Here is an 11,500-nt window from a genome sequence, read left to right as displayed (position 1 = left end):
GGCCGGGCCGCACCCCATCAGGTGGCGCGCATCCGTCCAGGCTGCGTCGCGGCTCCATCCGTCTTGACCTCGTGCACGCTTTGGTGTGTTGGTGGCGAGGGGGCCCGGATGCTGCCCCGGACGATGACGATGACCACGCTCACTCTCACGAAAGCGAAAACCGTCACGACGGTCGCGAAAGCGGCCGGCTAACGCTCGTCCCCGGCCTTCTCTCCCGTCGGGGTGAGAGCCACGCCCGAGAGGGCTTCAGACCGATCCGGGGAGAGCGAGATCAAGGAGATCACCATGGGTTTCAAGGTCGCCGTCGTGGGTGCGACGGGTAATGTGGGCCGGGAGATGCTCGATATCCTGGCCGAACGCGCCTTCCCGGCCGACGAGGTCGTTGCGCTCGCCTCGCGCCGCAGCCAGGGCACGGACGTGTCCTTCGGGGACAAGACCCTGAAAGCCAAGGCTCTCGACACCTACGACTTCTCGGATGTCGACATCTGCCTGATGTCGGCCGGCGGCGACGCGTCCCGGGAATGGTCGCCCCGCATCGCGGCCCAGGGCGCGGTGGTGATCGATAACTCGTCCGCTTGGCGTTACGATGCCGACGTGCCGCTCGTCGTGCCGGAGGTCAACGGCGATGCCGTTCGCGACTTCCGCAAGAAGAACATCATCGCGAACCCGAACTGTTCGACGGCGCAGCTCGTCGTCGCGCTCAAGCCCTTGCACGACCACGCCACGATCAAGCGCGTGGTGGTCTCGACCTATCAGTCGGTGTCTGGCGCCGGCAAGGAAGGCATGGACGAGCTCGACCGCCAGACCAAGGCGCTCTATTCGCTGCAGAACGTCGAGGAGAAGAAGTTCCCGAAGCGCATCGCCTTCAACGTCATTCCGCATATCGACGTCTTCATGGAGGACGGCTTCACGAAGGAAGAGTGGAAGATGATGGCGGAGACGAAGAAGATCCTCGATCCGCGCATCAAGCTGACCGCGACCTGCGTGCGCGTGCCTGTGTTCATCGGGCACTCGGAGGCCGTGAACGTGGAATTCGAGAAGCCGATCACGGCGGACGAGGCGCGCGACATCCTGCGCTCAGCCCCGGGCGTGCTGGTCGTCGATAAGCGCGAGCCGGGCGGCTACATCACGCCGCACGAGGCGGCTGGCGAAGACGCCACCTACGTGTCGCGCATCCGCGAAGATGCTACCGTCGAGAACGGCATCGCGTTCTGGTGCGTCTCGGACAACCTCCGCAAGGGTGCGGCGCTCAACACGATCCAGATCGCCGAAGCCCTCATCAACCGGCACCTTATCGAGCCGAAGCGTCAGGCAGCCTGATCGGCCGTCGCTCCGGCCGCTCGAAACGGCCGGAGCGCAATCTTCGGGGGTCGGCGGCCGCGCTACGGGCTTTCCTCGCACCGGAGCGGCGAATAGGCCTCCGGGGGTTCCGCGACCACGGGTGCGTAGGCGCCGGTCGCGGGATCGCGCAGCATCAGCACGCCGGTCGCGACGCCGAAATAGGCGCCATGCAGTTGCAGGCGCCCGCGTTCGACCAGAATCCGCACGCAGGGAAACGTCATCAGGTTCTCGAGGCTGAGCTCGATCGACGCCAATTCGAGCTTCGTAAGGTATTCCGCAAAATCGCCCTGAGACGGATCGAGCCGCTCGGCGGCCGGCGCGATCAGGTTCATCCAGCGCCCAATGAAGTCGCCCGGCGAGAGCGGCGCTGCATGATCCGCGAAGGCGCGGATACCACCACAGCGGGCGTGACCGAGCACGACGATGTGCTTCACCTTGAGGGCCTGGACGGCGAATTCCAGGGCCGCGCTCGTTCCGTGATGATCCTCGTCGGGCTTGTAGGGGGGAACGAGATTGGCGACGTTGCGCACGACGAACATTTCGCCAGGGCTGGCGTCGAATATCACCTCGGGCGAGACGCGGCTGTCGCAGCACCCGATGATCATGATCTCCGGACTTTGCCCGCGCTCCCCGAGCGCCTTGTAGCGGCTGCGCTCGTGTGGGAAACGCCCGCCGAGGAAGGAGCGGTAGCCTTCTGACAGTCGATCGGGAAACATCGGACCTCACTTTCCATCACGTGCACGCTCGATCGGGCCGGGCGATCACCAGATGCGGGTATTTATCGCCGAATGACCGGAGCGACACCGGTTTTCGCGATGCAATCGCCGGTTCGGCCGCGCTCACATTGCCAGCGTGCCCAGGTCGACATTGGCCCCGCAGAGAAGGACGCCGATGCGCTCGCCGAGTTCTGGCCGGTAAGCGCCCGAGAGGAGGGCTGCGAGTGCCGCAGCGCCACCGGGCTCGACGGCGATCCGCCAATCTCGCCACAGTTCGGCCTGCGCTGCGCGGATGGCCTCGTCCGTCACGAGGACGACGTCCGAGACCGTCTCACGGCAGATCGCGTGGACGAGCGGGCCGACATTGCGCGCCCCGAGCGAATCGGCCGCGACCGAGGCAACATCGACATCGACGGGGCCGCCGGCCTTCAGGGCAGCCTGCAGCGCGCGGGATCCCTCGGGCTCGACCCCAATGACCTTCACCCGTCCGGTCCACCAGCTCGCGATGCCGCTGATCAGGCCGCCGCCACCCACGGCGACCAGCACCGTATCGAGGGCGGGACCATCCTCCTCCCATTCGAGCGCCACGGTTCCCTGGCCCGCCATGGTGGGCTCGGCCGAGAACGGGTGCACCTCCAGTGCCCCGGTCTCGGCGACGTAACGGTCGCAGGCCTCCTGGGCATCCGCATAGCGGGCGCCGCCGATCACCACCTCGGCGCCCTGCGCGCGGATCACGGCGACCTTGGCCGGGCTCGACGTTTCGGGGACGAAGATCCGCGTCGGGAGGCCGAGCCGCCGCGCTGCGAGCGCGACTGCGGCCCCGTGATTGCCGCCCGACGCGGCCGCGACACCGGCCCGCAGATCGCCGGCCGAGAGAAGCGTGTTGAAGGCGCCGCGGGCCTTGAACGAGCCGGCATGCTGCAGAAATTCGAGCTTCAGGCTGACGGGGCCACCATGGCCGAAGGCGGAATCGACATGGAGCACAGGCGTGCGGCGCACATAGCCTGCAATGCGCATAGCGGCGGTCCGGATCGCATCGCGGGAAAGCGGTGATGTCATGGCGATCTTCATCGTTGGAGCAAAGAGCGGCCAACCGGATACCGTCCTGCCGCGATGGAGTCCCTCACCGCAAGAGGCGAGGCCGCGCATCGGCAGTGGACATCCGCCACGACTCCGCGCGTGAACCGCGACAATGCGGCACGCACGATTGCCATGGGCTCACGACAGGGTAACAAACCGTGCCGACAACGCCGATCAGAGAGGAAACCAGGATGAGCATGCGCCCCCGCCGCAGCGTACTCTACATGCCGGGCTCCAACGCACGAGCCCTCGAGAAGGCAAAAACCCTTCCGGCCGACGCCGTGATCTTCGACCTCGAGGATGCCGTCGCACCGGAGACGAAGGATCACGCGCGGAAGCAGGTCTGTGACACCGTAACGACCGGCGGTTACGGCGACCGGGAGGTCGTCGTGCGCATCAATGCGCTCGACACGCCCTGGGGCGAGGCAGACCTCGCGGCCGTTGCCGCTGCGGGGCCGATTGCGATTCTCATCCCTAAGGTTTCTTCGCCAGAGAATCTCGTCGCGATCGGGACGCGCCTGCGGCGCCTTGGTGCGGCCGAACGCATCCGGGTGTGGGCCATGATCGAGACGCCGCTTGCGATCCTGAACGCGGAAGCGATCGCGAGCGCCGCGCGGGACGTCGATACGCGCCTCGAATGTCTCGTGCTGGGGACGAATGATCTCGCGAAGGAAACCCGCGCCCGTATCCTGCCGGGCCGGGCCGTGCTGTTGCCGTGGCTGATGACGGCAATTCTCGCCGCGCGTGCCCATGACCTTGACATCCTCGACGGCGTCTACAACACGCTCGCCGACGACGCCGGATTCCGCGCCGAATGCGAGCAGGCCCGCGATGCCGGATTCGACGGCAAGACACTGATCCACCCGAACCAGATCGCGCCCGCCAACGAGATCTTCGCGCCGCTCCCGGAGGAGATCGAGCACGCGAGAGCCGTCATCGCGGCTTTCGAGAAGCCGGAGAATCAGGGCAAGGGCGCGATCTCCCTCGATGGCCGCATGGTCGAGCGGATGCACGCGGACATCGCGCGCCGGACGGTGGAACTCGCCGAGGCGATCGCGGCGCGGTCTCAATAGGAAAGCCCGGAGGCTCTCTCCTTCACCCGGCTGCTGGCTGCTGCCCAGCCGGGTGTGAATGGCCGCACCACCACTGAAATTCTCACTCCAGCGGGCGCGCCTCTTCCGGCAGCATGATCGGGATGCCGTCGCGGATCGGATAGGCGAGCTTCGCCTGGCGGCTGATCAGCTCCTGGCGCTCCGCATCGTAATCGAGCGAGCTCTTCGTCAGCGGACAGACGAGCAGCTCGAGAAGCTTCGGGTCGATCCGGGTCGCTTCAACGGGAGCAGGTTTATCGTCGCTCATCGGGACTCTCACTGCATCAGGGTTTCCGGACCGCCGCCGCGGGCAAGCTCGATCTCGGTAATCGCGATGAGCACCTCGGCCCTGGCCTTGAGATCCCGCGCTTCGAGCAGGGCCTGTTTCTCGCGCGCGCCGAACGGACTCATCATGCAGAGTGCATTCACGAGCGCCTCGTTGGGCGCTTGGTCGATGCCCTTCCAGTCGACCCGCGCGTCCGCAGCGGCGACGAAGTCCTTGAGCGCTTTCAGGACCCCGGCGCGATCGACCTCGTCCTCTCCCGCCCGCGGCGTGAAATCGGCAGCATAAGCCTCGAAGTCGGCGCGGCACTGGCGATAGGGCGTGGTCGTCGAGAGTTCCTCGACGACGCGAAACCGCGCGACGCCGACGAGCGTGATCAGATATCGCCCGTCACCCGTCTCCGCGAACTGCGTGATCCGGCCCGCGCAGCCCACTTGGTAGAGCTTCGGAACGAGGGGCGTTCCGCCGCCATCCGCATCCGGCTGGATCATGCCGATCATGCGATCGGTCCGGAAGGCATCGTCGACCATCGCGAGATAGCGAGGCTCGAAGATGTTGAGCGGCATCTGGCCTCGCGGCAGGAGTAGCGCACCTGGAAGCGGGAACATCGGGATCACCGCCGGGCAGTCCTGAGGCCCCCGGTAAACCGCATTCATTCCCATGCCGCACTCCCGAGCCGAACGCGGCTACGCGAAGAGAATCGAGGAGAGCCTCCGCCGTCCCGCGATCGTCGTCTCGTCCTTCGGGCCCCAGGCCTCGAAGAACTGGACGAGCTGCTTGCGCGCGCCGTCATCGTTCCAACTGCGATCCCGGCGCACGATTTCAAGGAGGTGGTCCACGGCCTCCTTGCGTCTCCCCTTGCCGGCCAGCCCGACCGCGAGATCGAACCGGGCCTGGTGGTCGAGAGGATCGGCGTCGACCCGGTGCTGCAATTCGGCGAGATCGCCCAGCGATGCGGCCTGCTCGGCGAGATCGATGGCGGCCCGCACGGCGGCAATGGCTGGATCGTTCGCCTTGTCCTTCGGCGCCATTGCCAGAAAGCGCTTGGCGCCCTCAAGGTCCTGCATGTCGAGATGGAGCTTCGCGAGCGCCGCGATCGCAGCGGCGTTCTCCTGATCCTGCGCAAGCACCGCCGCGTAGATCTCGGCAGCCCCGGAGGCGTCCCCCTCCTCCGCAAGCGCTGCAGCCTCTTTCAGGAGTTCCTCAACGGCGCCGGTGACCGGCCCGACAAGCCGCTCGATGAAACCCTTGATCTGCGCCTCGGGCAAGGCGCCCATGAAGCCATCCACGGGCTGGCCTCGTTGGAATGCAATGACGGCCGGGATCGACTGGATCCCGAGCTGGCCGGCAATCTGCGGATGCTCGTCGATGTTCATCTTGACGAGCTTCACCTTGCCGGCCGCCGCCTTGACGACCTTTTCGATGACCGGCGTGAGCTGCTTGCACGGCCCGCACCATGGCGCCCAGAAATCGACGAGCACCGGCTGGCGCATCGACTCCGTCAGGACGTCCTGGCGGAAGGTAGCCGTGGTGGTGTCCTTGATCAGGTCTCCGGCCGCGGCGGGATTTTCTGCCAGCATGGTTTCCTCGAGCGTAGAGTGAGAGAAGAAGGGTGCAAGGCTGAGATGGGGAGGCCCGACGCGTCTGGCAATTGTGGCCTAGAAGGCGGCCTCGGCCGTCTCGGTCTCCTGCGCGGCGGGAGCCGGAAGGCGGACGATCCGGGGCTCGTGACCGGTGGCTTTCGCGAAGCGCACGAGATCCTCCCGCGATATCCCGGTCGTCATCGAATTCACCAGCGGATGAAAGTTCACCCGCTCGTTCTCCATGAGATTGGCGTCGAGGATGAGCGTCACGCGCCCCTCGGTGTCGTTGAGGATCGCAAAGGGAGTGACCGAGCCCGGCTCGACGCCGAGGAGCGTGCGGAGCTGGTCGGCTGAGCCGAAGGACAGCCGCCCGGACGCACCGATGACCTCGTGCACCTTCTTGAGGTCGATTGCGGTCTCGTCCTGCGCGGTGATCAGGAAGAACTGGCCCTTCTTGTCCTTCACGAAGAGGTTCTTCGAATGGGCGCCCGGGATGCGCGCCTTGACGGGCCGCGATTCGGCCACGGTGAAGACTGGCTCGTGATCGTATGTCTCGGCCGGAATGCCGAGGCGATCGAGAAAGGCCAGGAGATCCTGCGGGGAAAGTGGCATGACGGAGCTGACGATGAGGACTTTGGCCGAGCGGCCTGATGCCGCGCTTCTAGCCGCCCCTCTCCCGAGCCTCAAGGGAGCCGCCCCTGTGTTGCACGATTGGACGCACGCCCCTCTTGTCAGGCGAGGAAATTGCGGGCATATGGGCCGCCTCGCAACGGCGTGACCAACGTCGCGGAGCGCGGGTGTAGCTCAGGGGTAGAGCACAACCTTGCCAAGGTTGGGGTCGAGGGTTCGAATCCCTTCGCCCGCTCCAAATTTCCCAAGCATCAGCAAGGGTTTGCGCAAGAGCCGCCTTCGGGCGGCTTTTTGCTGTCCGGCCTTGGGGTTCACCCTGGGAAGGGTGAATCCACGTTAAACCTTCCTGCTGCCGCCTGCGAAGCTGGCGGTGTGAAGGGCCATGCCCTGGTTGACAGCGCGTCTCTCAGCTCAGCGAGCGCAAATGATCCGCAAGGCTGGCATCATCGCGGGATCGAGCCGCCTCGGACTCCCAGCTGCCGCCGAATGTCGCGCCGCCCCGGGCCGTGGCTGCAACCTGCTTTTCCCTTCACGGCATGCGAGCAACGCTCGCGTGACCGATAGTTAATCCCGGCGTCATGTCGGCGAGAGGTTGAAGGGATCAGGATCATCTTGGCCGATGACAGCGATCGGCGGGCATCCGCAGGAATACCGTGCCGAGCGCCGGAGCCGTGCACGCACGGCAGAATTCATCTGCCGTTCGGAACTACACAACTCCACCTCGGTCACAGCGACCAGTGCTCCCCATAGCGACGCGCAAGGAGGTCAGCCACGAGAGGTACAGGTGCAACATTACTACTTCCATCTCACGGATGGGCACGTCGTCATTCCAGATGAGGTCGGAGTCCGCGTGGCCGATCTCGAGGAGGCCCGAGCCGGAGCCATCGAGGCCATCCGCGAACTCCGCCGGGAGGGCTCCGAGGCCAATACGGATTGGATGGGCTGGTGGATCGAGGTCACCGATGCCCGAGGCGCAGTCGCCTTCAGCATCGATCTTGGCAGTATCTCGGGGGATACCTGATGACAATTGCTGTGGCTGCGTAGTGACGGGCGGTCTGGCGGCGCGGGATCCTGTCCGGGAACGCGCGAGCGACAAGAAGGGAGTCTCGCCGCGAAGGTCCGGCAGCAAGGCTCTGTGACCACAATCCACGTGACACGTTAGGCTGCTCTTAAGGTGGCCCTCCGGTGCATCGCCATCACCTTCTTTCCCTCTTCGGTGATGACAGCCTTGCCCTTGCAGGGCGTCACCGTGGCGTGACCCTTCACGAGCAGGGCATGCAGGGTCCTCGTGATGGATCTCTCTTGGTCCCCGTGATGGATCCACGTGTAATCGTCCTGCCGGGGTGAGTTCACGATGCGATACGCGGGTCCCTCGGCGAGCAACCGAAGGGTCCGCAACTGAGCACTCGAAAGCAACTGATGGCTCCTTGCGTTTCTTCTGTTGTTGGGAGTCTTGATGCCTCAGATGGGGAAGGCGGGCGTCTACCCACAACCTGCCGGCAGGACAACCGCCGGGAACGCATGGGGCGCGTGAATCGTAGCCGTTCCCTCGCCGCTTTCCCAGTCCTGGCCCTCGTAGGGAACGTGAACCATCCGGGTGCCGGACAGCTGAGTGGGGGAGACATCGAAAAGTTTGCACAAGCCTATGTGACGAAGGACCCGTGAGCCCTTCATCAGCCACCGCGAGCTAAAGCTGCATCCGCCCGGCTACGCGGTCGATTATCATGGCTTCCGGCTTCGCGTTACTAGCCGAGCATCGGCACGACTTGAGGCCGAAGACGGTTGATCGTGAACTTCTTGGTCCGAGGCTTCGTCGGCTGACCCATGCGTTTGCCGCGTTGGATCACACATTCCTCGGCTTCGTACTTGTCGATGAGGCCCACCGCTCATTTGCCTGCAGATTCGATCGCCCGCTCGACAGAACTCAGGAATGCATCCTTTCCGAAGGGCTTGGCGAGCGTGTCGGTCGCTCCAAGCTGCTCAAGGCCATCCAGCAGATTGAGGCCATACCGGCCTCCTCCGGAGATGGCGATGATCTTCGCATCCGGGCGGATCTCCCGCATTTCTCTCATCGTCTGAATCCCCTCCTTCTCCGGCATGAAGAGATCCAGGATCACGAGATCAGGCGCGGCCTCCTCGAAGAGGCGGAGCCCGATGCTCCCGCTCGGGGCTTCGAGAACCGTGTGTCCGGCGTCCTTCAGGAAGCGATGCATGGTGCGCCGCATCCCGGGTTCGTCATCGATTACGAGAACTAAGGCCATCGCACTCCCCGAATCGTCTCAAGCGGCGGGCGAAGCCCCAAGGGCCTCGCGCAACGACCGTGCCAGTTCCTCGCTCCGATACGGCTTCCCGAGCAGGAGGTCGCCCGGTCGCAATTCACCCTCGCGTCCGAAAGCGGCTTCGGGAAAACCGGATGTGTAGAGCAGCTTGAGATCGGGTCGAGCCTTTAGCGCCTCCCGCGCGAGTTCATATCCGTTCAGCCCGCCCGGCATGACGATGTCGGTCAGGAGCAGATCGATCCGGGTATCCGTTCGCAGGATCTCCAGCGCAGCTTCGCCTGTGCTGGCCTGAAGCACATTGTATCCGAGATCGCGGAGTTGCTTCACCAGGACGCGCCGGAGGGCTTCGTTGTCTTCGACCGCCAGGATCACTTCCCGCGTTCCCGGTTGCGCGACGCGATCGAGGGACTCCGGCTGCGGCTCGGCTGTCCATCCCTCATCGGCCAACACCGGAAGATATAGCCGAACGGTCGTCCCTGAACCCACCTCGCTCGAGATCCGAACGTGTCCCCCCGATTGTCTGATGAAGCCCAGCACCTGACTGAGGCCGAGACCGGTGCCCTTGCCCTCTTTGGTCGTGAAGAAGGGTTCGAAAACCCGGTACAGGTTCTCCGAACCAATTCCGCTCCCCGAATCCGTCACTTCGATCAGGACGTAATGACCGGGAGTGACATCGGCGTGGTCCGGTCCCGAATCCTCGTGAAAGCGCAGGTTCTCCGTCGTGATGATCAACCGTCCACCCTCGGGCATGGCGTCTCGCGCATTCACCAGGAGGTTCGTGATGGCCGCTTCCAATTGCGCAGGATCGGCGAGGACAGTTCCAGGATTCGGGGCAAGCGATAGCCTCAGATCGATGGTCTCTCCGAGAGCACGTCCGAGCAGCCGCGCCGTATTGCGGACCAATTCGTTGACGTCGAGCCGCCTCGGCTTGAGAGGCTGGCGGCGGGCGAACGCGAGCAGGCTCCGGTTGAGATTGGCTCCCCGCCATGCCGCCTCGAGCGACTCGTCGAGCGCCTCTCTGGCTTCGATATCCGCATCGAGACGATCCTTCAGGAAGTCGAGATTGCCGATGATGATTCCAAGCAGGTTGTTGAAGTCGTGCGCGAGGCCGCCCGTAAGCTGACCGATAGCCTCCATCTTCTGCGCCTGCACGAGCTGTGCCTCGAGGCGTCTGTGCTCGGTCAGATCGGTCGTAACGCCGCGATAGCCGGTGAACCTGCCGGCATGGTCGAAAAGGGGCCGGGCACTGCTGGAAAGCCACCTGCTCACACCATCCGGATCCTTCAAATGGGACTCCAGGTCTCGAAACGGCTCCCGAGCCTGGAAGTGCTCGAGGGCCCGGGTTGATGCGTCGTCAGTGGCGCCGGCCGTGATGAGCGACCGGATCGACTGGCCCAGGACCTCCGCCACGGGGCGGCCGAACGCTTGGGCCTTCCGTCCGGTCAGCCGAGTGAAGTTGAGATCCTGGTCGAGCTCCCAAAGCCAGTCGGCGGCGACTTCAGCATAGTCCCGGAAGCGGGTCTCGCTTTCCTGAAGGCGGATTGCCGCCTGCCTGTAATCCTCCTCGATTCGCTCCTTCGCCATCGAGAGGTACACGAACGCAAGCACCGGAATATAAAGCAGAAACACGAATGCTACTTCGGCCGACCACCTGCTCGTCCATGCGTCGATCCAGGGATGCGTGGTTTGAACGAGACTGAGCACTCCTCGGGATAAGTGAAAGCCAGCGCTCCCGAGCAGGAGAATGATGGCGAGCAGCTGGGACGTGAGCCTGGTGCGCGCGTGTTGCCATAACTCCCAGGCAGACATGCACGTGTATCCGCTGATAATGACGGACATCATCAGAAAGCGAGCCAGAAACCACTCGCCGATGAAGGGCCAGGCCACTAACCAGAGCGCCAGCCCAATACACCCTGTCCCGATGCTGGCAGAGCGGCGATTGAAGACACGACAGCCGATATACTGGCATCCGTAAGCCAGAGCGACGAGGCCGTTCGCCAGGATCAACACCCGCCCGCTCGGTGAGCCTTGTCCCAGGCTCACGAGGCTCATTCCTATGGAAACCAGAACGAAGGCCGATCCCCACCATCCAAGGCTGCGGACTTCCCGATTGAGCGCCCAGGATAAGAGAAGAAGCCCTCCAAGAACGAACGCGAGAAGGACAAAGATCAGACCAAGAGTATTCGGGTCGAGCGTCATGACATGCCGGAACACGTGAGCTTGTTGAGAATCCCACATGACGTGGGTTCGACCGATGGAAGAACGCTGCCCGATATGAACGCTTACGACGGATACTGAAGGGAAAGCGCTTCAAGATGCGTCGAATAAGGCGCGCTCGTGAGGGCGGCAAGAGGATGGACGGTTGCAGGTCAGAGTGGCGGCGTGCGCTTTCTCAACGCGACTCCCAGAGATGTGAGCCTGGGAGAGCAATGGACCGAGGTGATCAGCGGATCCGCCTGGTTACAGGAGGACCTTGGACCTCTATGCTTTCCGGCCC

General features: G+C 64.3%; 13 protein-coding genes and 1 tRNA gene. 5 read left to right on the top strand and 9 right to left on the bottom strand.

Translation table 11 applies throughout. The annotated features are described in order from the left end of the window. Together BN1233_RS49040 and BN1233_RS01640 are read left to right on the top strand one after the other, a co-directional pair. Positions 1 to 192 (top strand): hypothetical protein (locus BN1233_RS49040; RefSeq protein WP_048708902.1); only part of this gene is annotated, 192 nt, incomplete at its 5' end. 93 nt (positions 193 to 285) lie between these two features. Continuing rightward, entirely contained in the window at positions 286 to 1,320 is a 1,035-nt protein-coding gene (locus tag BN1233_RS01640) for an aspartate-semialdehyde dehydrogenase (protein ID WP_046861749.1), read from the top strand. 62 nt (positions 1,321 to 1,382) lie between these two features. Here the strand turns inward: BN1233_RS01640 and BN1233_RS01635 are convergent, their stop codons facing one another. Both BN1233_RS01635 and BN1233_RS01630 read right to left on the bottom strand, forming a co-directional pair. Next, complete coding sequence (locus tag BN1233_RS01635) at positions 1,383 to 2,057, bottom strand: carbonic anhydrase (RefSeq protein WP_046861748.1); 675 nt, start codon at positions 2,055 to 2,057, stop codon at positions 1,383 to 1,385. Positions 2,058 to 2,180: 123 nt separating this feature from the next. Further along, positions 2,181 to 3,116: a threonine/serine dehydratase gene (locus BN1233_RS01630; RefSeq protein WP_046862355.1), complete on the bottom strand. Its 936-nt coding sequence runs from the start codon at positions 3,114 to 3,116 to the stop codon at positions 2,181 to 2,183. Between the two features lie 212 nt (positions 3,117 to 3,328). Between BN1233_RS01630 and BN1233_RS01625 the strand changes: the two genes are divergently transcribed. Then, positions 3,329 to 4,210 (top strand): HpcH/HpaI aldolase/citrate lyase family protein, encoded by an 882-nt coding sequence (locus tag BN1233_RS01625; RefSeq protein WP_046861747.1) that lies wholly within the window; start codon positions 3,329 to 3,331, stop codon positions 4,208 to 4,210. An 82-nt stretch (positions 4,211 to 4,292) separates the two neighbouring features. On the opposite strand, the gene BN1233_RS01620 is transcribed toward BN1233_RS01625, so the two are convergent. The 4 genes from BN1233_RS01620 to BN1233_RS01605 form a co-directional block, all read right to left on the bottom strand. Continuing rightward, on the bottom strand, positions 4,293 to 4,496 hold the full coding sequence (locus BN1233_RS01620; protein ID WP_046861746.1) for a Trm112 family protein: 204 nt from the start codon (positions 4,494 to 4,496) through the stop codon (positions 4,293 to 4,295). A gap of 8 nt (positions 4,497 to 4,504) precedes the next feature. Then, positions 4,505 to 5,173 (bottom strand): LON peptidase substrate-binding domain-containing protein, encoded by a 669-nt coding sequence (locus BN1233_RS01615; protein WP_046861745.1) that lies wholly within the window; start codon positions 5,171 to 5,173, stop codon positions 4,505 to 4,507. Positions 5,174 to 5,197: 24 nt separating this feature from the next. Further along, entirely contained in the window at positions 5,198 to 6,091 is an 894-nt protein-coding gene (gene trxA / locus BN1233_RS01610; RefSeq protein ID WP_046861744.1) for a thioredoxin, read from the bottom strand. Positions 6,092 to 6,169: 78 nt separating this feature from the next. Beyond that, entirely contained in the window at positions 6,170 to 6,706 is a 537-nt protein-coding gene (locus tag BN1233_RS01605) for a prolyl-tRNA synthetase associated domain-containing protein (protein ID WP_046861743.1), read from the bottom strand. 181 nt (positions 6,707 to 6,887) lie between these two features. On the opposite strand from BN1233_RS01605, the gene BN1233_RS01600 reads away from it, so the two are divergent. Beyond that, a tRNA-Gly gene (locus tag BN1233_RS01600) sits at positions 6,888 to 6,962 on the top strand. A gap of 381 nt (positions 6,963 to 7,343) precedes the next feature. Beyond that, entirely contained in the window at positions 7,344 to 7,745 is a 402-nt protein-coding gene (locus BN1233_RS01595; RefSeq protein WP_046861742.1) for a DUF6894 family protein, read from the top strand. Between the two features lie 137 nt (positions 7,746 to 7,882). Here the strand turns inward: BN1233_RS01595 and BN1233_RS01590 are convergent, their stop codons facing one another. The 3 genes from BN1233_RS01590 to BN1233_RS01580 all read right to left on the bottom strand — a co-directional run bounded on the left by BN1233_RS01590 (position 7,883) and on the right by BN1233_RS01580 (position 11,241). Then, entirely contained in the window at positions 7,883 to 8,140 is a 258-nt protein-coding gene (locus tag BN1233_RS01590; protein WP_046861741.1) for a hypothetical protein, read from the bottom strand. Between the two features lie 470 nt (positions 8,141 to 8,610). Further along, entirely contained in the window at positions 8,611 to 8,985 is a 375-nt protein-coding gene (locus BN1233_RS01585; RefSeq protein WP_046861740.1) for a response regulator, read from the bottom strand. Positions 8,986 to 9,003: 18 nt separating this feature from the next. Next, positions 9,004 to 11,241 carry an ATP-binding protein gene (locus BN1233_RS01580; protein WP_048708904.1) on the bottom strand — a complete coding sequence of 746 codons (2,238 nt, stop codon included), beginning with the start codon at positions 11,239 to 11,241 and terminating at the stop codon, positions 9,004 to 9,006. Between the last annotated feature and the right edge of the window lie 259 nt (positions 11,242 to 11,500).

It is taken from the genome of Microvirga massiliensis (assembly GCF_001006805.1).
GTDB lineage: Bacteria > Pseudomonadota > Alphaproteobacteria > Rhizobiales > Beijerinckiaceae > Microvirga > Microvirga massiliensis.
Note: the sequence above shows the minus strand (reverse complement) of the source record. Positions and strands in the feature narration are given on the sequence as shown.

Excerpts from the sequence above, each read along its gene's own strand:
- BN1233_RS01640 (WP_046861749.1), top strand. The coding sequence starts at position 286 with ATGGGTTTCAAGGTCGCCGTCGTGGGTGCGACGGGTAATGTGGGCCGG.
- BN1233_RS01635 (WP_046861748.1), bottom strand. The coding sequence starts at position 2,057 with ATGTTTCCCGATCGACTGTCAGAAGGCTACCGCTCCTTCCTCGGCGGG.
- BN1233_RS01630 (WP_046862355.1), bottom strand. The coding sequence starts at position 3,116 with ATGACATCACCGCTTTCCCGCGATGCGATCCGGACCGCCGCTATGCGC.
- BN1233_RS01625 (WP_046861747.1), top strand. The coding sequence starts at position 3,329 with ATGAGCATGCGCCCCCGCCGCAGCGTACTCTACATGCCGGGCTCCAAC.
- BN1233_RS01620 (WP_046861746.1), bottom strand. The coding sequence starts at position 4,496 with ATGAGCGACGATAAACCTGCTCCCGTTGAAGCGACCCGGATCGACCCG.
- BN1233_RS01615 (WP_046861745.1), bottom strand. The coding sequence starts at position 5,173 with ATGGGAATGAATGCGGTTTACCGGGGGCCTCAGGACTGCCCGGCGGTG.
- trxA (WP_046861744.1), bottom strand. The coding sequence starts at position 6,091 with ATGCTGGCAGAAAATCCCGCCGCGGCCGGAGACCTGATCAAGGACACC.
- BN1233_RS01605 (WP_046861743.1), bottom strand. The coding sequence starts at position 6,706 with ATGCCACTTTCCCCGCAGGATCTCCTGGCCTTTCTCGATCGCCTCGGC.
- BN1233_RS01595 (WP_046861742.1), top strand. The coding sequence starts at position 7,344 with ATGACAGCGATCGGCGGGCATCCGCAGGAATACCGTGCCGAGCGCCGG.
- BN1233_RS01585 (WP_046861740.1), bottom strand. The coding sequence starts at position 8,985 with ATGGCCTTAGTTCTCGTAATCGATGACGAACCCGGGATGCGGCGCACC.
- BN1233_RS01580 (WP_048708904.1), bottom strand. The coding sequence starts at position 11,241 with ATGTGGGATTCTCAACAAGCTCACGTGTTCCGGCATGTCATGACGCTC.